Origin of the sequence: Thiorhodovibrio winogradskyi (assembly GCF_036208045.1) — a bacterium.
Classification (GTDB): Bacteria; Pseudomonadota; Gammaproteobacteria; order Chromatiales; family Chromatiaceae; genus Thiorhodovibrio; species Thiorhodovibrio winogradskyi.
Map to the genome: position 1 here is coordinate 5,134,149 of NZ_CP121472.1, position 19,537 is coordinate 5,153,685.

20 protein-coding genes and 1 pseudogene are annotated in these 19,537 nt (G+C 62.0%); 11 read left to right on the forward strand and 10 right to left on the reverse strand.

All coding sequences use genetic code 11. From position 1 onward, the window contains the following. Nucleotides 1-191 precede the first annotated feature (191 nt). The 5 genes from ntrC to Thiowin_RS23490 all read right to left on the reverse strand — a co-directional run bounded on the left by ntrC (nucleotide 192) and on the right by Thiowin_RS23490 (nucleotide 7,027). Nucleotides 192-1,622: a nitrogen regulation protein NR(I) gene (gene ntrC / locus Thiowin_RS23470; protein WP_328985396.1), complete on the reverse strand. Its 1,431-nt coding sequence runs from the start codon at nucleotides 1,620-1,622 to the stop codon at nucleotides 192-194. Continuing rightward, nucleotides 1,588-2,691 (reverse strand): nitrogen regulation protein NR(II), encoded by a 1,104-nt coding sequence (glnL, locus tag Thiowin_RS23475; RefSeq protein ID WP_328985397.1) that lies wholly within the window; start codon nucleotides 2,689-2,691, stop codon nucleotides 1,588-1,590. Before glnL ends, ntrC begins: the two co-directional genes overlap by 35 nt. Before the next feature lie 365 nt (nucleotides 2,692-3,056). Then, complete coding sequence (locus tag Thiowin_RS23480; protein WP_328985398.1) at nucleotides 3,057-3,620, reverse strand: DUF4124 domain-containing protein; 564 nt, start codon at nucleotides 3,618-3,620, stop codon at nucleotides 3,057-3,059. A 279-nt stretch (nucleotides 3,621-3,899) separates the two neighbouring features. Further along, the gene (gene glnA / locus Thiowin_RS23485; protein ID WP_328985399.1) at nucleotides 3,900-5,306 is read right to left on the reverse strand and encodes a glutamate--ammonia ligase; all 1,407 of its coding nucleotides are present in this window, start codon (nucleotides 5,304-5,306) and stop codon (nucleotides 3,900-3,902) included. Nucleotides 5,307-5,797: 491 nt separating this feature from the next. Next, nucleotides 5,798-7,027: a cation diffusion facilitator family transporter gene (locus tag Thiowin_RS23490; RefSeq protein ID WP_328985400.1), complete on the reverse strand. Its 1,230-nt coding sequence runs from the start codon at nucleotides 7,025-7,027 to the stop codon at nucleotides 5,798-5,800. Between the two features lie 262 nt (nucleotides 7,028-7,289). On the opposite strand from Thiowin_RS23490, the gene glyQ reads away from it, so the two are divergent. From glyQ to Thiowin_RS23520, 6 genes are read left to right on the forward strand one after another with little or no spacing between them, the layout of a single operon-like run. Beyond that, the gene (glyQ, locus tag Thiowin_RS23495; RefSeq protein WP_408034131.1) at nucleotides 7,290-8,240 is read left to right on the forward strand and encodes a glycine--tRNA ligase subunit alpha; all 951 of its coding nucleotides are present in this window, start codon (nucleotides 7,290-7,292) and stop codon (nucleotides 8,238-8,240) included. Next, nucleotides 8,237-10,318 (forward strand): glycine--tRNA ligase subunit beta, encoded by a 2,082-nt coding sequence (gene glyS / locus Thiowin_RS23500; protein WP_328985401.1) that lies wholly within the window; start codon nucleotides 8,237-8,239, stop codon nucleotides 10,316-10,318. Before glyQ ends, glyS begins: the two co-directional genes overlap by 4 nt. 19 nt (nucleotides 10,319-10,337) lie before the next feature. Continuing rightward, nucleotides 10,338-10,748, forward strand: a complete 411-nt coding sequence (locus Thiowin_RS23505) for a nucleoside triphosphate pyrophosphohydrolase family protein (RefSeq protein ID WP_328985402.1) — start codon at nucleotides 10,338-10,340, stop codon at nucleotides 10,746-10,748. Next, the gene (gmhB, locus tag Thiowin_RS23510; RefSeq protein ID WP_328985403.1) at nucleotides 10,745-11,293 is read left to right on the forward strand and encodes a D-glycero-beta-D-manno-heptose 1,7-bisphosphate 7-phosphatase; all 549 of its coding nucleotides are present in this window, start codon (nucleotides 10,745-10,747) and stop codon (nucleotides 11,291-11,293) included. The genes Thiowin_RS23505 and gmhB overlap by 4 nt, the downstream gene beginning before the upstream one ends. Before the next feature lie 16 nt (nucleotides 11,294-11,309). Beyond that, nucleotides 11,310-12,044 (forward strand): lysophospholipid acyltransferase family protein, encoded by a 735-nt coding sequence (locus Thiowin_RS23515; protein WP_328985404.1) that lies wholly within the window; start codon nucleotides 11,310-11,312, stop codon nucleotides 12,042-12,044. 28 nt (nucleotides 12,045-12,072) lie between these two features. Continuing rightward, on the forward strand, nucleotides 12,073-12,381 hold the full coding sequence (locus tag Thiowin_RS23520; protein WP_328985405.1) for a DUF1840 domain-containing protein: 309 nt from the start codon (nucleotides 12,073-12,075) through the stop codon (nucleotides 12,379-12,381). A gap of 625 nt (nucleotides 12,382-13,006) precedes the next feature. Here Thiowin_RS23520 and Thiowin_RS23525 read toward each other — a convergent pair. After that, nucleotides 13,007-13,144 (reverse strand): hypothetical protein, encoded by a 138-nt coding sequence (locus tag Thiowin_RS23525; protein ID WP_328985406.1) that lies wholly within the window; start codon nucleotides 13,142-13,144, stop codon nucleotides 13,007-13,009. Between the two features lie 549 nt (nucleotides 13,145-13,693). Between Thiowin_RS23525 and Thiowin_RS23530 the strand changes: the two genes are divergently transcribed. The 5 genes and pseudogenes from Thiowin_RS23530 (at nucleotide 13,694) to Thiowin_RS23550 (ending at nucleotide 17,205) form a co-directional block, all read left to right on the forward strand. Beyond that, nucleotides 13,694-13,909: a hypothetical protein gene (locus Thiowin_RS23530; protein ID WP_328985407.1), complete on the forward strand. Its 216-nt coding sequence runs from the start codon at nucleotides 13,694-13,696 to the stop codon at nucleotides 13,907-13,909. An 84-nt stretch (nucleotides 13,910-13,993) separates the two neighbouring features. Then, nucleotides 13,994-14,734, forward strand: a complete 741-nt coding sequence (locus Thiowin_RS23535) for a transposase (protein WP_328985408.1) — start codon at nucleotides 13,994-13,996, stop codon at nucleotides 14,732-14,734. Between the two features lie 132 nt (nucleotides 14,735-14,866). After that, nucleotides 14,867-16,394 (forward strand): annotated as a pseudogene (locus Thiowin_RS23540) (ISKra4 family transposase). Nucleotides 16,395-16,510: 116 nt separating this feature from the next. Continuing rightward, entirely contained in the window at nucleotides 16,511-16,870 is a 360-nt protein-coding gene (locus tag Thiowin_RS23545) for a hypothetical protein (RefSeq protein WP_328985409.1), read from the forward strand. Continuing rightward, nucleotides 16,870-17,205 (forward strand): hypothetical protein, encoded by a 336-nt coding sequence (locus tag Thiowin_RS23550; RefSeq protein WP_328985410.1) that lies wholly within the window; start codon nucleotides 16,870-16,872, stop codon nucleotides 17,203-17,205. The genes Thiowin_RS23545 and Thiowin_RS23550 overlap by 1 nt, the downstream gene beginning before the upstream one ends. A gap of 193 nt (nucleotides 17,206-17,398) precedes the next feature. On the opposite strand, the gene Thiowin_RS23555 is transcribed toward Thiowin_RS23550, so the two are convergent. The 4 genes from Thiowin_RS23555 to Thiowin_RS23570 form a co-directional block, all read right to left on the reverse strand. Further along, the gene (locus Thiowin_RS23555) at nucleotides 17,399-17,704 is read right to left on the reverse strand and encodes a hypothetical protein (RefSeq protein ID WP_328985411.1); all 306 of its coding nucleotides are present in this window, start codon (nucleotides 17,702-17,704) and stop codon (nucleotides 17,399-17,401) included. Further along, nucleotides 17,691-17,942, reverse strand: a complete 252-nt coding sequence (locus Thiowin_RS23560; RefSeq protein ID WP_328985412.1) for a hypothetical protein — start codon at nucleotides 17,940-17,942, stop codon at nucleotides 17,691-17,693. Before Thiowin_RS23560 ends, Thiowin_RS23555 begins: the two co-directional genes overlap by 14 nt. Before the next feature lie 104 nt (nucleotides 17,943-18,046). Beyond that, a complete protein-coding gene (locus Thiowin_RS23565; RefSeq protein WP_328985413.1) occupies nucleotides 18,047-19,003 on the reverse strand; it encodes an Rpn family recombination-promoting nuclease/putative transposase in 957 nt (318 codons plus the stop codon). Between the two features lie 50 nt (nucleotides 19,004-19,053). Beyond that, nucleotides 19,054-19,326, reverse strand: a complete 273-nt coding sequence (locus Thiowin_RS23570; RefSeq protein WP_328985414.1) for a hypothetical protein — start codon at nucleotides 19,324-19,326, stop codon at nucleotides 19,054-19,056. Between the last annotated feature and the right edge of the window lie 211 nt (nucleotides 19,327-19,537).

Genomic DNA, 19,537 nt, shown 5'->3' on the forward strand with positions numbered 1-19,537 from the left:
ATGCTCCTCTCTTCAATGGTGGCACTGGTTTATGATGGCAGCACTGGCCGAGCCGACTGACTCAACCGGTCGCTGGAGAATGGCGATGACCGCGGGCACTGCCACATTGGCACAGAATCTGTGCGAGCGGCGTATTTTCAAGCAGTAAGACGCACCCTGAACGGGCCTCCCTGGCTTGAGTTAGGCCGGGTTCAGTCAGGAATAGACACGCGCGTGCCCTCGCCCCCTTCCATGCCAAGTTCTTTGATTTTGCGCGTTAGGGTATTGCGCCCCCATCCGAGCAAACGCGCGGCTTCCTGACGGCGACCGCCAGTGAATTCCAGTGCCACTTCGATCATCACACGTTCAAATGTTGGCAACGCGGAAGCGAGTAGATCCTGTTGACCGTTGCGCAACATCCGCTTAGCCCAATTGCGCAAGGCGCCTTCCCAGGACTCATTCTGTGACAGAGCACGGCTCTCGGTCGCGCCCAGGTCCGGTGGCAGGTCCTCGACATGGATTTCCTTGGTTGAGGCCATCACGGTGAGCCAGCGGGCGGTATTCTCAAGCTGGCGCACATTGCCGGGCCAGTCGAGGTTCTCCAGCCGCTCGGTCGCGTCGCTGGCCAGTAACTTGGGTTCGCAGTTGAGCTCCCTGGCGGCCTGGGCGAGAAAAGCGCGCATCAGCAGTGCGATATCCTCGCGCCGCTCGCGCAGTGCCGGCAGATGAATGCGAATGACATTGAGTCGATGAAAAAGATCCTCGCGAAAGCTGCCGTGCCGCACCAAATCCTGCAGATTTTGGTGGGTGGCAGCGATGATACGCACGTCCACCTTGATGGGCGAGAGCCCGCCGACGCGATAAAATTCCCCATCAGCCAGTACCCGCAGCAGCCGGGTCTGCAACTCGGCTGGCATGTCGCCGATTTCATCCAGAAACAGAGTGCCACCATCGGCCTGCTCAAAGCGCCCCTCGCGGCGCGTTTGGGCACCGGTGAAGGCGCCGCGCTCGTGGCCAAAGAGCTCTGATTCCATCAAATCGCGTGGGATGGCAGCCATATTGAGTGCGATGAAGGGAGCTTTCGCACGCGGACTGTGACGATGCAGGGCGCGCGCGACCAACTCCTTGCCGGTGCCGGATTCGCCATTAATCAGCACCGTAATGTTGGATTTTGCCAGCCGACCGATGGCGCGGAACACCTCCTGCATGGAGGCCGCTTCTCCGATAATCTCCGGGGTCTGATCCAGGGCCGCCTGCACACCCTCAGCATCGGACTGGCGACGGCAGGCACGCCGCACCTGATCGATGGCATCGTCGATATCGAAGGGCTTGGGCAGATACTCGAAAGCGCCGCTGTCAAAGGATGACACGGCGCTGTCGAGGTCCGAGTGGGCAGTCATGATAATCACCGGTAGCCCCGGGTGCTTGGCGGTGATCTGACGCAGGAGCTCGAGTCCATCAATGCCGGGCATGCGGATGTCGGACAGAATGACATCTGGCTGCTCGCGCTCCAGGTTGTCCATCACCCCGACTCCATTGGAGAAGCTGGTGACATCCATGTGCTCCTGGCGCAGGGCGCGTTCGAGCACCCAACGGATGGAGCGGTCGTCATCTATCACCCAGATCCGAGGTGGCCTGTTCATCGGCATGTTTCAGCGGTAGGTAAACGAGAAATTGGGTTTTTCGGGGGCGGCTCTCGCATTCGATCAATCCCCCGTGCTGATTGATCAGTTCCTGAGCAATCGGCAGGCCAAGCCCAGTACCGCCGGCGCGGCCGGAGACCATGGGGAAGAAGATCCGATCCTGCAGATCCTCGGGGATTCCGGGTCCGTTGTCTTCCACCTCGATACAAAGCACCAGACGATAGCGCAAATTACCAATGGTGAACTGCCTAAGCACACGTGTGCGCAGCGTCAAACGGCCTTTCTCACCGGCGGCCTCCGCGCCATTGCGCACGATATTCAGCAGCGCCTGAATCAAGCGCTCATTGTCAGCCTCGAAGTGCGGAATGCTGGGGTCATAATCACGCACCAGCCTGGGGCCATGCGGAAATTCGGCGACAATGAGGCCGCGCACATGCTCAAGGACATGATGAATATTCACCTGACTGAGTTGCGGCAACTGATTGGGGCCCAGCATGCGGTTGAGCAGCTTCTGCAGACGGTCGGCCTCGTCGATGATGATACGGGTGTATTCGCGCAGTTCGGGATTCGGCAGTTCACGCTCGAGCAGTTGCGCCGCGCCGCGCAGGCCGCCAAGGGGGTTTTTGATTTCATGCGCCAGGCCGCGCAGCAGCGCCTGACTGGCCTGGTGCTGAGCGAGCAGATGCTCCTCGCGAGTGATGCGGATCTGACGGTCAACCTGATACAACTCCATCAGGAGTTCGTTTGGCGCCTCGCCCTGATGCAAGGGAAGCACAGTGCAATTGACGCGAATTGCCTGACCGTCCGCGCGCGTCAGCTCAACCTCACGTTCGGTATAGGGATGGCGGGTATCGAGGGTGGCACGCAGGCGTTCCTCCACGGGTTGCGGCGGACAGGGCACCAAATCACCAGCGGGCAACCCCAGCACCGCTTTGGCACTGACGGACAGCAAGGTTTCGCCCGCGGGATTGATATAGCGCAGACGCAGATCGCGGTCGAACAGCAGCATGGCCGCATTCATGTTGTCGAGCACCCGCTCAGCTATGCGCGGGTCCACTCGTGTGGCCATTGGAGCTCGCTTCTTCATGGCGGGAGGAAAAATCCTCTTGCGGATGCACGGCATCCCACGTCGGAATGGGTCGATTCGTCGTGTCGATCAGATGAGTCAATATTGGACCTGTCCGCAATCAGCCTGGACAGAATCCCGGGCCAGAATCCCGGATCAGACCCATTGAAGACCATGCAGACAGGGTGGACACGCAAAGGGTTAAGCAATTACCGCGCCAAGCTGTCCGGGCCAAGACCCAAGGCCTAGGATGGGCGCCGCTGCAGTCGCAAGCCAGGCCGAGGCGCCGATTTCTCGACCAAGAAATCGCACCAAAACCGTGCAGAAGATCAGGTGCCAGAAGCTCCGGTCGAGGTCAAGCCTTGTGATCAGTCGCCGGCTTCCGGCCCCGGCGACAGTCGCAGATTGAAGAACACCCCGGCGGCCTGGGCTACAGTTGCCCCTGTTGCGTCGAGAATCTCCGCCTGGAGTTGATGACTGCCCGCGGACAAGCCCTGCAGGACAAACTGGGTGCGCCCATCCAGACCAGCCACCGGGGCCCCGTCTACCCGCACTTGCAGTCTGTGGTCCGGCGCGAGCGGCGGGTCCAGCATCAAGCTCACCTTTACCCTGCCATCCGCCACCTCCAGGGTCTGGCCCAAGGTCGGCGCCAACACCTCGAACTGCTGGTAAGGCCCCAGCATAGCGCCATCGCGTGCATTGTTTGGGGTGTCTTCTTCGGCCGCTGGCGGAATTGGCCTGGTTGGCAGAACGATTGGCTCGGCATTTGGAAGTGGCTGATCCGAGTAGATCACGCGTCCCTGCGCATCGACGCCCTTGTAGGTTCCAGCGCCTGCCCAAACCGGGAGGCTGAGGAGCAGCACGGCGGCCAGGCGATATAGAGGCCTGGCTGATACCCGCGCACGCTTGGTCATCACGAAACAGGGTGGCATGGCGACGCCCTCATCGGCATTGATTGGATAGCCTGAATCTTAGTGCAGATACCAGGACGCGACAACGCTGGTGAACAACCAAGTATACCCAACCCACACTGAAGTTCGGCTTGATGTTGACCGGGTGTCGGCCCAAAACCGAAAACCCATTTACGATGGACCTATCAATGCCGCCCAAGTCCGTCCGCCAAAAAAAACCCGCGGCCGGTCAGGCACGCGGGCTCATTTCCAGGTCGTGGATCGCGGAGCCACCTGGGCGACACCCGCGAACCTGTGCCATTAAAGGCTGTAGTAAAGATCAAACTCCACCGGGTGGGTCGTCATGCGCAGACGGGTGACCTCATCCATCTTGAGTTTGATGTAGCCGTCGATCACATCGTCGGTAAAGACGCCGCCGGCGGTGAGGAATTCGCGGTCCTTGTCGAGCGCGTCGAGCGCTTGGTCAAGTGCGTAGCACACCTGCGGAATGGCCTTTTCTTCTTCCGGCGGCAGGTCGTAGAGATCCTTGTCCATGGGCTCGCCCGGGTGGATCTTGTTCTGGATGCCATCAAGACCGGCCATCATCATGGCGGCAAAGGACAGATAGGGGTTGCCGGTGCTATCCGGGAAACGTACCTCGATACGCGCGGCCTTGGGGTTGGCATCGTGTGGGATACGCACCGAAGCCGAGCGGTTCTTGGCGGAATACGCCAGCATGACCGGCGCCTCGAAGCCCGGCACCAGACGCTTGTAGGAGTTGGTGGACGCATTGGTGAAGGCATTGAGCGCACGCGCGTGCTTGATAATGCCGCCAATATAATAAAGGGCCGTTTCCGACAGACCGGCGTACTTGTCGCCGCTGAAGATGTTCTTGCCATCCTTGCCCAGGGACTGGTGCACATGCATGCCGTTACCGTTGTCGCCTACCAATGGCTTGGGCATGAAGGTCGCGGTCTTGCCGTAGGAATGCGCCACGTTCTGCACGCAATATTTCAGGATCTGATTCATGTCGGCACGCTTCACCAGAGTCGAGAACTCGGTGCCGATTTCGCATTGGCCGGCAGTGGCAACCTCGTGATGGTGCACCTCGACCGTGAGGCCCATTTCTTCCATCGCCAGACACATGGCGGAGCGCAGATCATGCAGGGAATCGACTGGTGGCACGGGGAAGTAGCCACCTTTCACACTGGGACGGTGACCCATGTTGCCGTCCTCGAACACCCGTTCGGAGTTCCACACCGCCTCCTCGGAATCGATCTTGTAGAAGGCGCCGCTAATGCTTGCGCCCCAGCGCACGTCATCGAGCACGAAAAACTCGGGCTCGGGACCAAAAAAGGCCGTGTCGGCAATGCCGGTGGACTTCAGGTAGGCCTCGGCGCGCTTGGCGACCGAGCGCGGATCACGCTCATAGCCCTGCATAGTAGCGGGCTCAAGGATATCGCAGCGGATGATCAGGGTTTTTTCATCGGTGAAGGGGTCCATCACCGCTGTATCGGGCTCTGGCATCAGCACCATGTCGGAGGCCTCGATGCCCTTCCAGCCGGCGATGGAGGAGCCGTCGAACATCTTGCCATCCTGGAACAGGCTTTCATTCGCCTTGGAGGCGGGCAGCGAGACGTGCTGCTCCTTACCACGGCTGTCGGTGAAGCGCAGGTCGACAAACTTCACGTCCTCGTCTTCAATGAGTTTCAACACCTTTGCGGACATCTAGCAATTCTCCCTTGGTTCTGCAAGCGCAGGTCAGTGAGTTTCGGGGAACGGCCCCAGCCTCGTGCGTATTCTGACGAACACAGGCGGCTGGAACCAAATAAGGCTTGCGCCAGCATGATAGCGTCCAGGGCGTTGCCAGGCGCGAGTCCGGCCCATTCGTCCTAACAATGGCGCGGACAATAGCCCAGGGCTCATGGACCCCCTGCCAACCCGGAGAATGAAACCCATGTTTCACGCCAAGGGCTGCCGGCAATATCAGCTTACGCGAACAACTGGATCGGAAACTAGCAGAGATCGTGCCACTAGCGAGCAAGGGCCAGCGTTGTCGCGCATGGCTCGAGTCTGGCTCGAGTCTGGCCCAAATCTGGCCCGAGTCTGAGCCAGCCGAGCTCGGTAGCCAGCAGCACACCGGGCAGGCCCGCACCATCATCATGCAGCGAGCCCAGCCAATCGCACCATCATAGTGCAAACGCCGAACAATGACGTCTTCAGCCATAGTACACCCGCGCTTGACGAAACACCGGGTCTTTGCCAATGGCATGACGGATGCGCCGTGCGAGCTTTTCCGCCTCGCTGTCCATGCCCGTTGCCAGGCTCAACGGCAGCAGAATTTCCACCTCCAGGGCGCCATGCAGATAATGCAGCAGTACCCGTCGGCGCTCGGCGAATTCGGGAATCCCGGCGCAGAGTTGCTCGAGCTGTTGCAGCGCCTCGGCACGCAATGGTAGATCAGAGCGCACCGGTCGAGCCTCGTCGTCTTCCGGATCGATGTGGACGATCACCTCGCTGATTTCGTCGAAGCCGGCCTTGAGCCGCTTCTCGACCAGCACGCTGATCATGTGCCCCTCGGAGACACTGATATAAGGATCGACCAGCACATGCACATCGGCGCTGGCCTGCCCGCCGTGGGTGCGGGTGCGGAGCATGTGCAAACTGCGCACATCGGCAATGGCGGTGATGGCCTGACGGATTTCGCCCACCCGGGCGGGTTCGAGACCCGCATCGACCAATTCGCTCACCGCCTCCCTGCCCAGATCCCAGGCGATCTTGGCGATCATCACCGCCACCAGCACCGAGGCCACCGCATCCAGGTAGCTCAGGCCCGCCAAGGTGCCGGCGATGCCAATGAGCACCACAATGGAGGAAATGGCATCGCTGCGATGATGCCAGGCATTGGCGCGCAGCATGTCGGAACGCACCCGCTTGGCATAAAACAGGGTGTACCAAAACAGGGCCTCATTGACCAGAATCGAACCAGCCGCCGCCGCCAAGGCCCACCAGCTCGGCCGTAGAAGTTGTTCGGGCTCGAACAGCCGCTCGGCCGCGTCCCAGGCAATCCCCAGAGCCACAGCCGCCAGAAAGATGCCCAGGATCAGGGTCGCGACCGTCTCGAAGCGCTGATGTCCATAAGGGTGTTCAGCATCCGGGGCCTCGCCAGCGCGATGCCCGGCGACATAGACTAAGAGATCGGACGCCAGATCGGACACTGAATGAACCCCATCTGCAATGAGTGCGTGGGAATTGCCGAACCAGCCGCAGAGGATTTTACCCACCGCGAGGAGGCTATTGCTCAGTGCCGCCACCAGGGTGGTACGGGATATGGCCTTGACCCGCTCCTTGGCCCTTGCGTCAACGTAATCCTTGCCGGCTCCGTTGTTGGGCTCGTCAACTGGCCCGGACAGGGCGCGTGCGTGCCGATGATGCGAAGAACTGCCCATGACTGCTCCCAGTCGAAACCATCCAGCGCGCTATCATAACCGGGCGCGGCCAAGCGCTGCCGCTAGAATGCGCATCCGCGCGGGATACCTGCCGAATAAATCTGACCAGAGAGGCCAGACAAAGACCCACTCAGACAGGCTTTTCCGCCGTCGTCCGCTCTGAAGCTGGCGCGCGATACGCAACGAGCCTTTATACTGATGCACTTTTCTTGGTTTCATTGGCCTCGGTTTCGGTTGGCCTTAGTTTCGGTTGGAGGTTATCGTGCCAAGCACCCCTGTGCGGGATCATCAGGTCGCGGATGCTCAAGGACTGGATTTTCAGGACTTGATCCTCAGGCTGCAGCAGTTCTGGGCCGAGCGCGGCTGCGTGATCATGCAGCCCCATGACATGGAAGTGGGAGCCGGGACCTTTCATCCGGCCACCTTCCTGCGCGCCATCGGCCCCGAGCCCTGGCGCGCGGCCTATGTGCAGCCCAGCCGCCGTCCGACCGACGGGCGCTATGGCGAGAATCCCAATCGCCTGCAGCATTACTATCAATTCCAAGTGCTGCTCAAGCCCTCGCCGCCAGATATCCAAGCGCTGTATCTGGACTCGCTAAAGACCCTGGGCATCGACCCGCTGGTACATGACATCCGCTTTGTCGAGGACAATTGGGAATCCCCCACCCTGGGGGCCTGGGGGCTGGGCTGGGAGGTCTGGCTCAATGGCATGGAGGTGACCCAGTTCACCTACTTCCAGCAGGTTGGCGGGCTCGAATGCCGGCCGGTCAGCGGCGAGATCACCTATGGGCTGGAACGCATCGCCATGTACCTGCAGGGGGTCGAGAATGTCTTTGATCTGTTATGGAAGCAGACGCCCGAGGCGCGCGTGACCTACGGCGATGTCTATCATCAAAACGAGGTCGAGCAGTCAGCCTACAACTTCGAGCATGCCGAGGTGCCGGCGCTCTTTGAGCAATTCACTGTCGCCGAGCGCCAAAGCCGCCATCTGGCGGAACTCGGCCTGCCGCTGCCGGCCTATGAGCAGGTGCTGAAAGCCTCGCATCTGTTCAATCTGCTTGATGCGCGCGGCGCCATTTCCGTCACCGAGCGGCAGCGCTTTATTCTGCGTGTTCGCACCCTGGCGCGCGCGGTGGCCACTGGCTACTACCAGTCGCGCGAGGCACTGGGCTTTCCGATGCTCGCCGACCAACCCGAGCGGAGGGCCGCATGAGCACAGCCAGCAGTACGACCGGCGATCTACTGATTGAAATCGGCACCGAGGAACTGCCCCCGGTCGCCCTGCCGCGTTTGGCCCAGGCCTTGCAGCAAGACATGATCAAACACCTGGCCGAGCATCAGCTTGCCCATGGCGCGGTCGAGAGCTTCGCCACGCCACGCCGACTGGCGCTGCGCATCGCCGAGCTGGCCCTGGCCGCGCCCGATCAACACCAGACCCGCCGCGGCCCGGCGCTGGCGGCGGCCTTCAATGCCGAGGGCGAGCCAACCCAAGCCGCGCTCGGTTTCGCGCGCTCCTGTGGGGTCGAGATCGACGCACTGGACCGGCTGGAGACCGACAAGGGCGCCTGGCTGGTGTATGAGCAACGCATCCCTGGTCGCACCGCCGCTGACTTGCTGCCAGAACTGACCGAGCAGGCGCTGGCTGCCCTACCCATTCCCAAACGCATGCGCTGGGGCTCGGGCGATGCGGCCTTTGTGCGCCCGGTGCACTGGATTTGTGGTCTGCTCGGCGACCAGGTCATCGCCGGTGAGGTGATGGGGCTACCCATGGGTCGCGAGACTCGCGGGCATCGCTTTCACGCCCCCGCGCCCATCAGCATCGCTCACCCGCGCGACTATGACCGCCTGCTGCGCGAGCAGGGCTGGGTGGAGCCGGATTTCGCCGCGCGCCGCGCACGCATTGCCGAGCAGGTCAGCGCGCTCGCCGCCAGCGCTGGCGGCCAGGCGCGCCCGACCGAGGCACTGCTCGATGAAGTCACGGCACTGTGCGAATGGCCGGTGGCCCTGCTCGGACGCTTCGACGCGGCCTATCTGGAAGTGCCGCCCGAGGTACTGATCGAAACCATGCAGAAGAACCAGAAATACTTTCCGGTCTTCGGCACCGATGGCGCCCTGCTGCCTTGTTTCATCACTATCTGCAATATCGACAGCCGCGCCCCGGACCTGGTGCGCGCCGGCAACGAGCGGGTCATCACGCCGCGCTTTGCCGATGCGTGTTTCTTCTGGGAGCAAGACCTCAAGGAGCCGCTTGCCAGTCGCATTCCCAAGCTGGCCGATGTGGTGTTTCAAGACAAGCTCGGCTCCCTGGCCGAGCGCGCCGGGCGTGTCGCTCAAGTGCTCGGCGCCATGGCCGACCCCATGGAGCTTGACCGCCCCGAGGCCGAGCACGCCGCGCGGCTCGCCAAATGTGACCTGGTCACCCTCATGGTGGGCGAATTCGGCAGCCTGCAGGGCATCATCGGGCGCTACTATGCCCAGCACGGCGGCGAGTCCGCCGCCATCGCCGAGGCCATGGCGGAACAATACCTGCCGCGTCACGCCGGCGACCAACTGCCAGTGACCCCGCTCGGGCAGGCACTGGCGCTGGCCGACCGGCTCGACTCCCTGGTTGGCGTGTTCGCCATCGGCGAGCGCCCCACCGGCGTCAAAGACCCCTACGGCCTGCGCCGCGCCGCTATCGGGGTGCTGCGGCTACTGATTGAAATCCCGCTGGAGCTGGATCTGAAAGACCTGCTCCACCAGGCCGCCGAGGCCTTTCCCGCCGCCATAGACGCGCCGGCCGTGGTCGATGAGGTACTGGGCTACTGCCTGGAGCGGCTAGGGGCCTATTATCAGGATCAAGGCATCGCCAGTGATCGCGTCGCCGCCGTGCTGAGCCTGGGACTTAGCGCGCCCGCGGACATCGACCGACGGGTGCGCGCGGTGGAAGCCTTCAGCCGCCTACCCGAGTCCACCGCCCTGGCCGCCGCCAACAAGCGCATCGCCAATATTCTGAAAAAAGCGCCAGCAAGCGCGCGCCACCTGGATCCGAACGCCCTGCGCGAACCCGAGGAACAAGCCCTGGCCCAATCCGTGGCAGCGGTCGAGGCCGATCTCCAACCCCTGCTCGCCGGCGGCGACTACGCGGGCGCCCTGGTCGCCCTGGCAGGCTTGCGCGAGGCAGTCGATGCCTTTTTCGACGCCATCATGGTGATGGCCGATGATCCGCAAGTGCGCGACAATCGGCTCGCCTTGCTCGGGCAGCTCCAGCTGTTGTTCCTGCGCATTGCCGATATCGCCAAGTTGCAATAGGCCCGCTGGTACCCTGACAATGGTTGAGCAGACAGCAAACCCGGACTCCCACGACGCCATGCTGGCGGCCGTGCAGGCCTTTCATGACAAACACCGCTTGCGCGAGACCGGCGGCGAGGACATGGTCTATCGCATCGCGCTCATGGCCGAGGAGCTTGGCGAAATCTCCGCCAGTGTGACCAAGGGCAAAGCCTATGAGCACCTGGCCGAGGAAATCGCCGATCTCTATATTCTGCTGCTCGGCACTGCTATCTCAGCCGATGTGGATCTGAAAACCGCCTTCTGGCGCAAAATGGCCAAGCTCGACTTGCGCCAGGCACGCATGATCGGCGGTCGCATTCGCGTCTCGGCGTTCAAGGATGACCCGGAACCCGAGCGGCAAGACGTGCGGCAAAATGATCCCCAGCAGCAAGATCCTGGGCACGCATGAGTGTGAAGCTTGTGATCCTCGACCGCGACGGCGTCATCAACCAGGACTCGGATGCCTACATCAAGTCACCGGACGAATGGCAGCCCATTCCCAACAGCCCCCAGGCGATTGCCCGGCTCAATAACGCCGGCTGGACGGTCACCGTCGCCACCAATCAATCCGGAATTGGTCGCGGGCTGTTCGATCACGACCAGCTCGCGCTCATTCACCAGAAAATGACCCGGGAACTGGCGACCGTGGGCGCGCGCATCGAGGCCATTGCCTACTGCCCGCATCGTCCGGACAATGGCTGCACCTGCCGCAAGCCGCGCACCGGGTTGCTAGAGTCGCTGGCAAGGCGCTTTGGGGTCTCGCTCGCCGGGGTTCCGGTCATCGGCGATGCGCTGCGCGATGTGCAAGCGGCCATGGCGGTCGGCGCGCGCCCGCTGCTGGTCAGCACCGGCAAAGGCAAGCGCACCCTTGCGACCCATGAGGTGGAGCTGAATCATGTCGAGCAATTTAGGGATCTGTCCGCGGCGGTCGACGCACTGCTGAAAGAACACTAGCCAGCTCTAAACACCCATGCTTTATCTGCGCTCCGCCATTTTTAACCTCTTGTTCAGTGTTGTCAGCATTGGCTACAGCATTGCTATCTTGCTGGCCGCGCCCTTGGTCTCGGAATGCGCCCTGGGACACCTCGGGAACGCCTGGTCGCGCACCTCACTGGTATTACTGCGGGTCATCTGTGGGCTGGATATCCAGGTGAGCGGGCGCGAGTATCTGCCGGAGCACCCAGTAGTGATTCTGTGCAAACATTCATCCGCCTGGGAGACGGTCGCGCTGCGCACCCTGTTTCCTTGCCGCCAGGCCTGGGTTTTGAAGCGTGAACTGCTCGCCATTCCCTTCTTTGGCTGGGCACTGGGCCGCTATCACCCCATCGCCATCGACCGCGGCTCGCCAAGACAGGCGCTCAAGCAGGTGCTGACCCAGGGTGAAATCAGCCTGAACGCCGGGCGCTGGGTGGTGCTCTTCCCCGAGGGCACGCGTGTCGCCCCCGGACAGCGCGGACGCTACAATATCAGCGGTGCCAAACTGGCGGAACGCACTGGCACGGATGTGCTGCCCATCGCGCACAACTCAGGCGTTTTTTGGGGCCGCCGTGCCTTTACCAAAAGGCCGGGTTGCATCCATCTTGTCATAGGGGCACCTATTTCCAGCCAAGGTCGCGGGGCGGCCGAGATCAATCGTCTGGCCGAGGACTGGATCGAGACCACGGTGGCCAGTCTGCCCAGCTCGCCAGATCCCTCCCGAACCTGAAGCCGGCATCGACTCGAGCCACAGTATCATGCTGGTGAAATTTCAAAGTCCCGCCCATGCCGACATTGTGATGTTCGGCGATGTCGCCTTGACGCTCTTGCGCCTGATGGGCAACAGCGGCAAAGTGCCCGGCGCCCTGATGCCGGAGGATATCCCCGAAGCCCTGGGCAACCTGAAAGCCGCGGTCGCGGCCAATCCGGAACGTCCGCTCAATCCAGAGCGGCAGCATAGCCGCGATGCCGAGCAGCCCAGCGTGAGCCTGTCCCGCCGTGCCCTGCCGCTCATCCATCTGCTCGAGACCGCATTGGCGCGCGATAAACATGTGATCTGGGAATGATGGCCAGTGAAGGCGCATGCCCCCGAGGGTGCACCGGCTCAGCCAGCCTCCAGACCCGCGATCATTAGTACCTCGTGCGAGTTTCTATCCGGGGCAAATGCCGGCTCCCCCATGCGCCAGTCCCGACAAAAGGCCTTCGTCAAAGCGAGAGTATTCGTCTAGGAGATATGACGGTAACAGTGCCCGCACACGGCGCGCGAAGCGTTGTGGGCGATGGATCCGGAACGCCAGGAAACCGCCGCCCGAGTCGCTCATGCGGGTGGCTCGGTTCTGCGACAAGCCATCACGACCGCCGACTGTGGCTCGGGTGCGGGAGAACTCGCACCCACCTGGTCAGGCGCCCCAGCCCCCAAGCCTCAGCCTCTACCCCCTCTTTATAGGGGCACACCGCAAACCCAGCTAGGTACTCGTAGTACCCCTGCCAGAAGGCGAGCGCGGCGGTTTGCGGTGTGCTAGGTAAAGGCATAGTTATTTAGGTGGCAGGGCGGGTGCCAATCTCCCGCAGTCCGGGTATTCGTCGGCGTACTTGCAGCCGATCCCAAGTCTCCTATTCCCCGGCAACAGGCTAATACCGCTGCTGACTGGCTTCAGCATTCCTGCCTGCCTTTCAACTCAGTCCAGAATCCTATTTCTGCGACTCTTCCCAAGCCAGGAAATCACTGATGGTACTGCGTGCTCGTCCGGCGGTGCCCTTCGGCCACTCGCCTTTAGCGGTGATGTAGGCTTCAACGCGCTCACTGTACTTCGCTTTGGCGATGTGCATGAGGGCTTCGGCACAGAACTATCTACCTTCAGACAACCTGATCTCCGGGAATTTACGCTGAGCCCAATTTCAACACCAGGCGCAGATTGGTGCGGGGAAAAACCGTCTCGGTTTCATTCAACTCCTCGCAGAGTTTTGCGATGATCAGTCGGTCTGGACCTCGGTGTCTTTCTGATCTGCCTATGCGGCAGTGAACATGTCGGCCCCGGACCCGGACTGGCATTTCTGAGCTGCCTATGCGGCAGTGAACGGGATCGGGATCGGCAGCGGGGCAGGCAAGCTTTTCTGAGCTGCCTATGCGGCAGTGAACGCTTCCCGAGCCATTTGCGCTGTTCCCAACCCCTTGAATTGATTTGGCCAGCAAGGCAGGGTAAATTTCGTTTACCCCATCCTGAGGCTATCCAGAGAAGGACAATCAATCACTTGCGCTGGATCACAGCCGAGAGAGCAAAAAAGTCACCCCTGAGCCGCTGGAGGGTAAAAAACGCTTGGAGACGGGGACCTCGGGGCTGAGACAACGAATCGGAACAGGACAACCCTATGGCGATCATGGCGCAAGCGAAGCTTTTTTCCTGGGATGCCCTCGAGGCGCGCAGTGACCTAGATCGGCTGCGATTGGTCATCGACCATCTCCCCGATGAGCGCATCGTCCAATACCTCGAAGTGATGCGCGGGCATGGGCGCGATGACTTCCCGGTGCGAGCGATGTGGAATGCGCTGCTCGCCGGTATCGTCTTTCAGCATCCCAGCCCCGAATCCCTATGACGCGAGCTGGCGCGCAATCCCAGCCTCCATGCCGCCTGCGGCTTCGATCCGCTGCCGATTCAGCGCAAGGCGAAGGCCCAGGTAGTGACCGACCCCGAGACCGGGCTGTCGCGCATCGAATGGCCACCGGCGCCCGAACCGGTGCGAGCGGTGCCCTCGAGCTGGAACGTCTCGCGCTTTCTGGCCAATGTCATTGAACTCGAGGAGACCCTCGGGATGGTCAGCGATCTAGTCCCCTTGTTACGCGAACAACTCATGGCGTTGTTGCCCGAGTTTGGCACGCACCTGGGATTCGACGGCACCGACATCGCCAGTCATAGCACCGGAGCGAAAAACCGCGCCACCGAGCAAACCTCCGACCCCGATGCCGATTGGGGCCATCATGAAACCAGCGGTGTGGATGCCCGCACTGGCAAAGCCTGGAAAAAGATCAAACGCTGGTTTGGCTACGGACTGCATCTGATTGCCGATACCCAGTATGAACTGCCCGTCGCCTTCGAGGTCACGCCCGCGTCGCACTCCGAGCAACCCACCCTGCGCGCGATGATCCGCGCCACCTTCAACGACACCCCGGAACTGCCCGAGCGCTGCAAGGACTTCAGTGCCGACCGGGGTCTCGACTGTGCCGAGACCAAGGCCATGCTCTGGGATGACTATCAGATCCGCCCGCTGATCGATACCCGTGAGCTGTGGCGCGAAGAGAAACAGCTTCCGGATTATGACCCCTGCAAACCCATCACCCGCCCGCTCAACCCCCAGCGCGCCGATACCATCGTATATACCGAAAAAGGTTCGCTCCATTGCATTTGGGTGCGGCTCTTTTAGAACGATACTCAGCAACGACAAAACAAGAGCTTAGCCAGCCGGAAAGGGGATAAAAGGGAAGACAGGGTCTCCAGTTGGGTGCGAAACTGAAGGGACGAAACTTTATCCCGCTGGCCCAAGGAGACCCTGTCGATGCCATCCTACACGATTTCCTCGCCCCACTTCGATTGCTACGCGGGCGCGATCGCTCAGTTCGAGCAGCTGCTCGAGACGCTCAGCGGTGAGCAAGCCCAGCGCGCCACGCACGGGGAGGTTGAGGCCTTGATCCAACAGGACGGCATGAAACTGCTGTGTCAGATGATCCAGGGACACCTGGACCAGCGCGCCCAAGAAGAACCGCGGCAGACCTCTGTCGTTGGCGCGGATGGCGCCCCGCGCACGCATCACCGCGCGGGCTGCACCCGGCTTCTGGAGACCCGCTTCGGGGAAGTGAAGGTCACCCGCCGGGGTTACGGCGCGCCGGGACTGGAGAGCATCTTCCCCCTGGATGCGGCGCTTAACCTCCCGCCAGACAAGTACTCTCACGGCTTGTGCGAGGTGGTGGCCGAGGCGGTCGTGGATGGCTCGTTCGATGCGGCCTGTGCGCATCTCAAACAGGTCGGCGGCGGGCAGATGGCCAAGCGCCAGGCCGAAGACGTGGCGGTGCATCTGAGCCAAGACTTCGATGCCTTCTATGCACAGCCTTTTCTTGCGCAGTTACCGAGTGAGTCGGACGAACGGTTCCTGATCATCAGCGCCGACGGCAAGGGCATCGTGATGCACCCGCGCGATCTGCGCGAGGCCACGCGTAGGGCGCGGGAACGCCAGGCGCACAAGCAACAGACCCGGCTGAGTCCCGGGGAGAAAAAGCAGCGCAAACGCATGGCCACCGTGGCCTCGGTCTATGAGGTCGCCCCCTACCCGCGCACCCCGGAGCAGATCCTCGACCCCGACCAAGCCCCCGAGGGAAAACGCCCCCGGGTCCAGAACAAGCGCACCCCCTTGGTAATCAGGGGCGCGCGTAGAGGCCGATCAGCGCACCGTCATCGAGCAAGCCTTCGAGGAAGCCATGCGCCGAGACCCGGATCAACAACGCCGCTGGGTTGTTCTCTGTGACGGCCAGGAGGATCTGCTGCGTCAGGTCTCAGCCGCTGCCGAGCGCTACAAGGTCGAGGTGGTGGTGATCCAGGACTTCGTCCATGTGCTGGAGTATCTGTGGAAAGCCGCGCATGCGTTCTTCCCCGAGACTCCGAGCGAGCGCGAGCAGTGGGTCCTGGAGCGCGCCATGGCCATCCTTGAAGGACGCGCTCACGACGTCGCCGTGGGGCTACGCCGCGCCGCGACCCGCAAGCAGCTCGGCGAGGCGGCGCGCAAACCGGTCGACAAGGCCGCTGACTATCTCGATAACAACCGTGCGCGCCTGCGCTACGACCAAGCGCTCGCGCAGGGAATGCCTATCGCCACCGGTGTCATCGAGGGCGCCTGTCGCCATCTGGTCAAGGATCGCATGGACCTGACCGGGGCACGCTGGGGCTTGGCGCGCGCCGAGGCCATCCTGAAGCTGCGTTCACTGAAAATCAGCGGGGACTTGCCGGCGTATCTCACGTTTCACTTCGACGCTGAGCGCCAACGCCACTACCCCGGGCCGCCAATCCCGCTGGACCTGCCCGTGGCAGCATGAGGTCTCACCTGCGAACTCACCATGGACAGAAAACATCACCCGCAACCGCTGGATTCTTCGGTGCTTGGCGTCGTTCTAAAAGAGCCGCACCCAACGCCTTTCCTCGTCTGCCGGTGATGGTGTTGCTCGATGGGCTCTATGCCAATGGCCCGATCATGGAACGCTGTCGCCGCTATCACTGGGATTTCATGATCGTGCTCAAGGATGGCTCGCTGCCCACTGTCTGGGAGGAGTATCGCAGCCTGGCGCACGAGCAGCCGGAGCATCGCTGCGAACAGAGATGGGGCGAGCGTCAGCAGCAATTTCAGTGGGTCAACGCGATTCGCTACGAGTATGGACCCAATGGCAAGAAGTTCCTTGAGGTCCATGTGGTGACTTGCCACGAACACTGGCAGGTGGTGGACCCCAAGACCGCGGAGATCATCACCAAGCACGCCCGCCATGTCTGGCTCTCCTCGCGCCCGCCCATTGCCTAATGGGCCGGCTCAATGTGCATACCCGCTGCAACCTGGGGGCGCGCTATCGCTGGGGCATCGAAGGGGCGTTTCTGGTCGAAAAGCATCAGGGCTACGCCTACGAACATGCCTTCGCCAAACAGTGGAACGCGATGAAGGGCTATCATTTCCTGATGCGTCTGGCGCACCTGATCAACACCCTGGCGCGCTTCTCCAAGCAGCTGGCGGCGCTGTTCGTGGAGCTTGGGGTGCAGGCCACCATCGGCTTCATCCGCAATACCCTCACCGGCCCTTGGCTCGATCCCCAAGCGGTGGAGCAGCGCCTGCAGCGACCGTTTCGATTACGTCTGCTCTGAGCTCACTGCCTGCAGTGAGACGACCGCTTGCCCATCGCGCAGGCGGAGGCCCCCTATGGCCAAGAGGTCCTGCGGCAGCGATTTTTGCTCCGGCAGGCTCCGTCACACGGGCGCCAATGTCCAGTTTTCACCTCACTCGGCGCGAAAATTCTCGAAATTCCTCGTCCAGCGCCTTGGTCTGGTAAGTCGTGCGTCAGGGCTGGCTAGACTTACTGTTGTTACTGCGAACGGTCAGGATAGAATATTCTTGGGCGCTGGCGTGCCGTCGCGCTTGGCGATAGCGGCGGTGGGCGCGCACCAGGTTGGCGGCAAGCTGCGCGGCGATGGGGCCGTTGCGGTGCCTGGGTTTATCAACCAGACCGAGGTCGTCGTGGCGGATGGCTTGGGCCGGGTCGCCGTCGTGCAGGGTGTGGTTGCCTTGGGCGAGGGCGGTGGGGGGCTGGGCCTGAGTCTGGAGCAGGGCCTGGCGCTGGGCGGAGGGGTCATCAGGGGCGGGCATGAGCAGCTTTGGCGGCGCGGGTGAGCCGGCGGTGGCTCAGCCTTGGTGTCTTTGAAATGGTCGCGGCATGATGTGCTCGGAGGATAGCCACAAACGCGGTGAAGTGCAAGGCAACGGCGCCGAGCTTGGTGCACCGGGTCGCTTGTGTAAACGTGGTCTGTCCCTGAGGAATCCCCAAAACTTTTTTCTTTGCAATCAGGGTAATGACGAACTGGACATCGCTGGTCGCCTGGCTCAATCAGGGCGGCCACGCCAAACAATTGATGAAGCGTGAGAATTTGTGGGGATACCTCAGGGTCTCTCCCGGTTTTCCTCCCGTACCGGTTTTCCTCTGGTTTTCCTCTACGCAGTACGCCCTTCTTTCTGCATTTGTGCCTTTAAAGACGCTAATTCGGCCAAAGCAGCCTCCTTCTCGGCGCGTTCCTGGTCGGCCTTTGCGCGTTCTTGTTCTTTCGCCATACGCTCTTGCTCAAGCGCCAACCGTGCCTGCTCTTCGGCCGTGCGTGCCTGCTCTTCGGCCGCGCGCGCCTGCTCTTCGGCCGCGCGTGCCTGCTCGACGAATTGACGCGCCTGCTCGGCCTCGGCGCGGCGTTCATCGAGCTCTTGTTGGATACTCATCTGCTGGCGCAGATAGTTCTGCCGCGCTTGGTAGGCGTGGTAGGCGCGGTCTTTCTCGGAGAAGCGTTCTAGGGTGCGCATGGCTTGCCTCATCTCGGGGGTCTGCATCCAGGGCGGAAGGGCGTCAGTGTCGAGGGTGACGCCTTCCTTGAAAAATTTCAGCCAACGTTCTTGCTCGGTGTTGACCCACTCGGCATGGAATTTGTTCAGCTCCAGCAGCCAAATGCCACCGTGATTGAGCAGACTGCGACCTTGGGGGTCGCGCAGGCGGAAGTCGTGCAGGTAGGCATCAGGATCCGGGAGCAGGTCTTCGGCAAGCAGCCAGATGGCGTAGGTGGGCTTGAGCGTGCTGTAAGGCTCGCCGTCGCTGAGCTGAGAGCTATAGAGATCGGCCCAGCCATAGCTGATGCGGGCCGGCAGGTCGCGGTAGCTTAAGAGCTGAATCTCGATCTGATAGAGCCCGCCGTGGTCGTCCCTGGCCTTGACGTCGACAATACTGAGCTTGTCGTCGAGAAATTCGCGCTCGTTGTAGGGATTGAGGATCTCGACACCACTGATCGGGGCGGGTAGCTCGGCGCCGAGCATGGCGTTGAGAAAGTGCAGCAGCAGGGCACGGTTGGTCTCGGTGCCGAGCAGGGCCTTGAAGACGCAGTCGATCCGGGGGTCGATGGGGTGGCGCATGATGAGGATTCTAGCCGATTGCGCAGGGGGGTGGCTTCGCCGGGGAGGTGTCAGTGCAGTTCGCTGTTATCCGCGGTGAAGCGGGCGCGGGCTTGTTCGTCATCATCGCTGTCAAGCAGCAGGCGGGCGTCCCACAGCCACTGGTAGAGCAGGCTCGGCGATGGGGCCGTTTTGGTGGCTGGGTTCATCGACCAGGCCGAGGGCATGGTGGCGGATGGCTTGGGCCGGGTCGCCGTGGCGCAGGGCGTGGTTGCCTTGGGTGAGGGCGGTGGGGGGCCGGTTCTGGGTTTGGGCCTGGGTCTGGAGCTGGGCGGAGGGGTCATCAGGGGTCGGCATGAGCCGCGGTGGCGGCGGAGATGGGCCGGCGGTTGCTCAGCCTTAGGAGTCCTTGGGGGTGTCCTTACGGGTGGTTGCAGCGTGATGATGCTCGAAAGCATAGTTACAAACACGGCGAAGTGCAAGGCAATGGCGCCGGGGTTGGTGCACCGGGTCGCTTGTGTCAACGTGGTCTGTCCCGGTTTTCCTCGGTTTTCC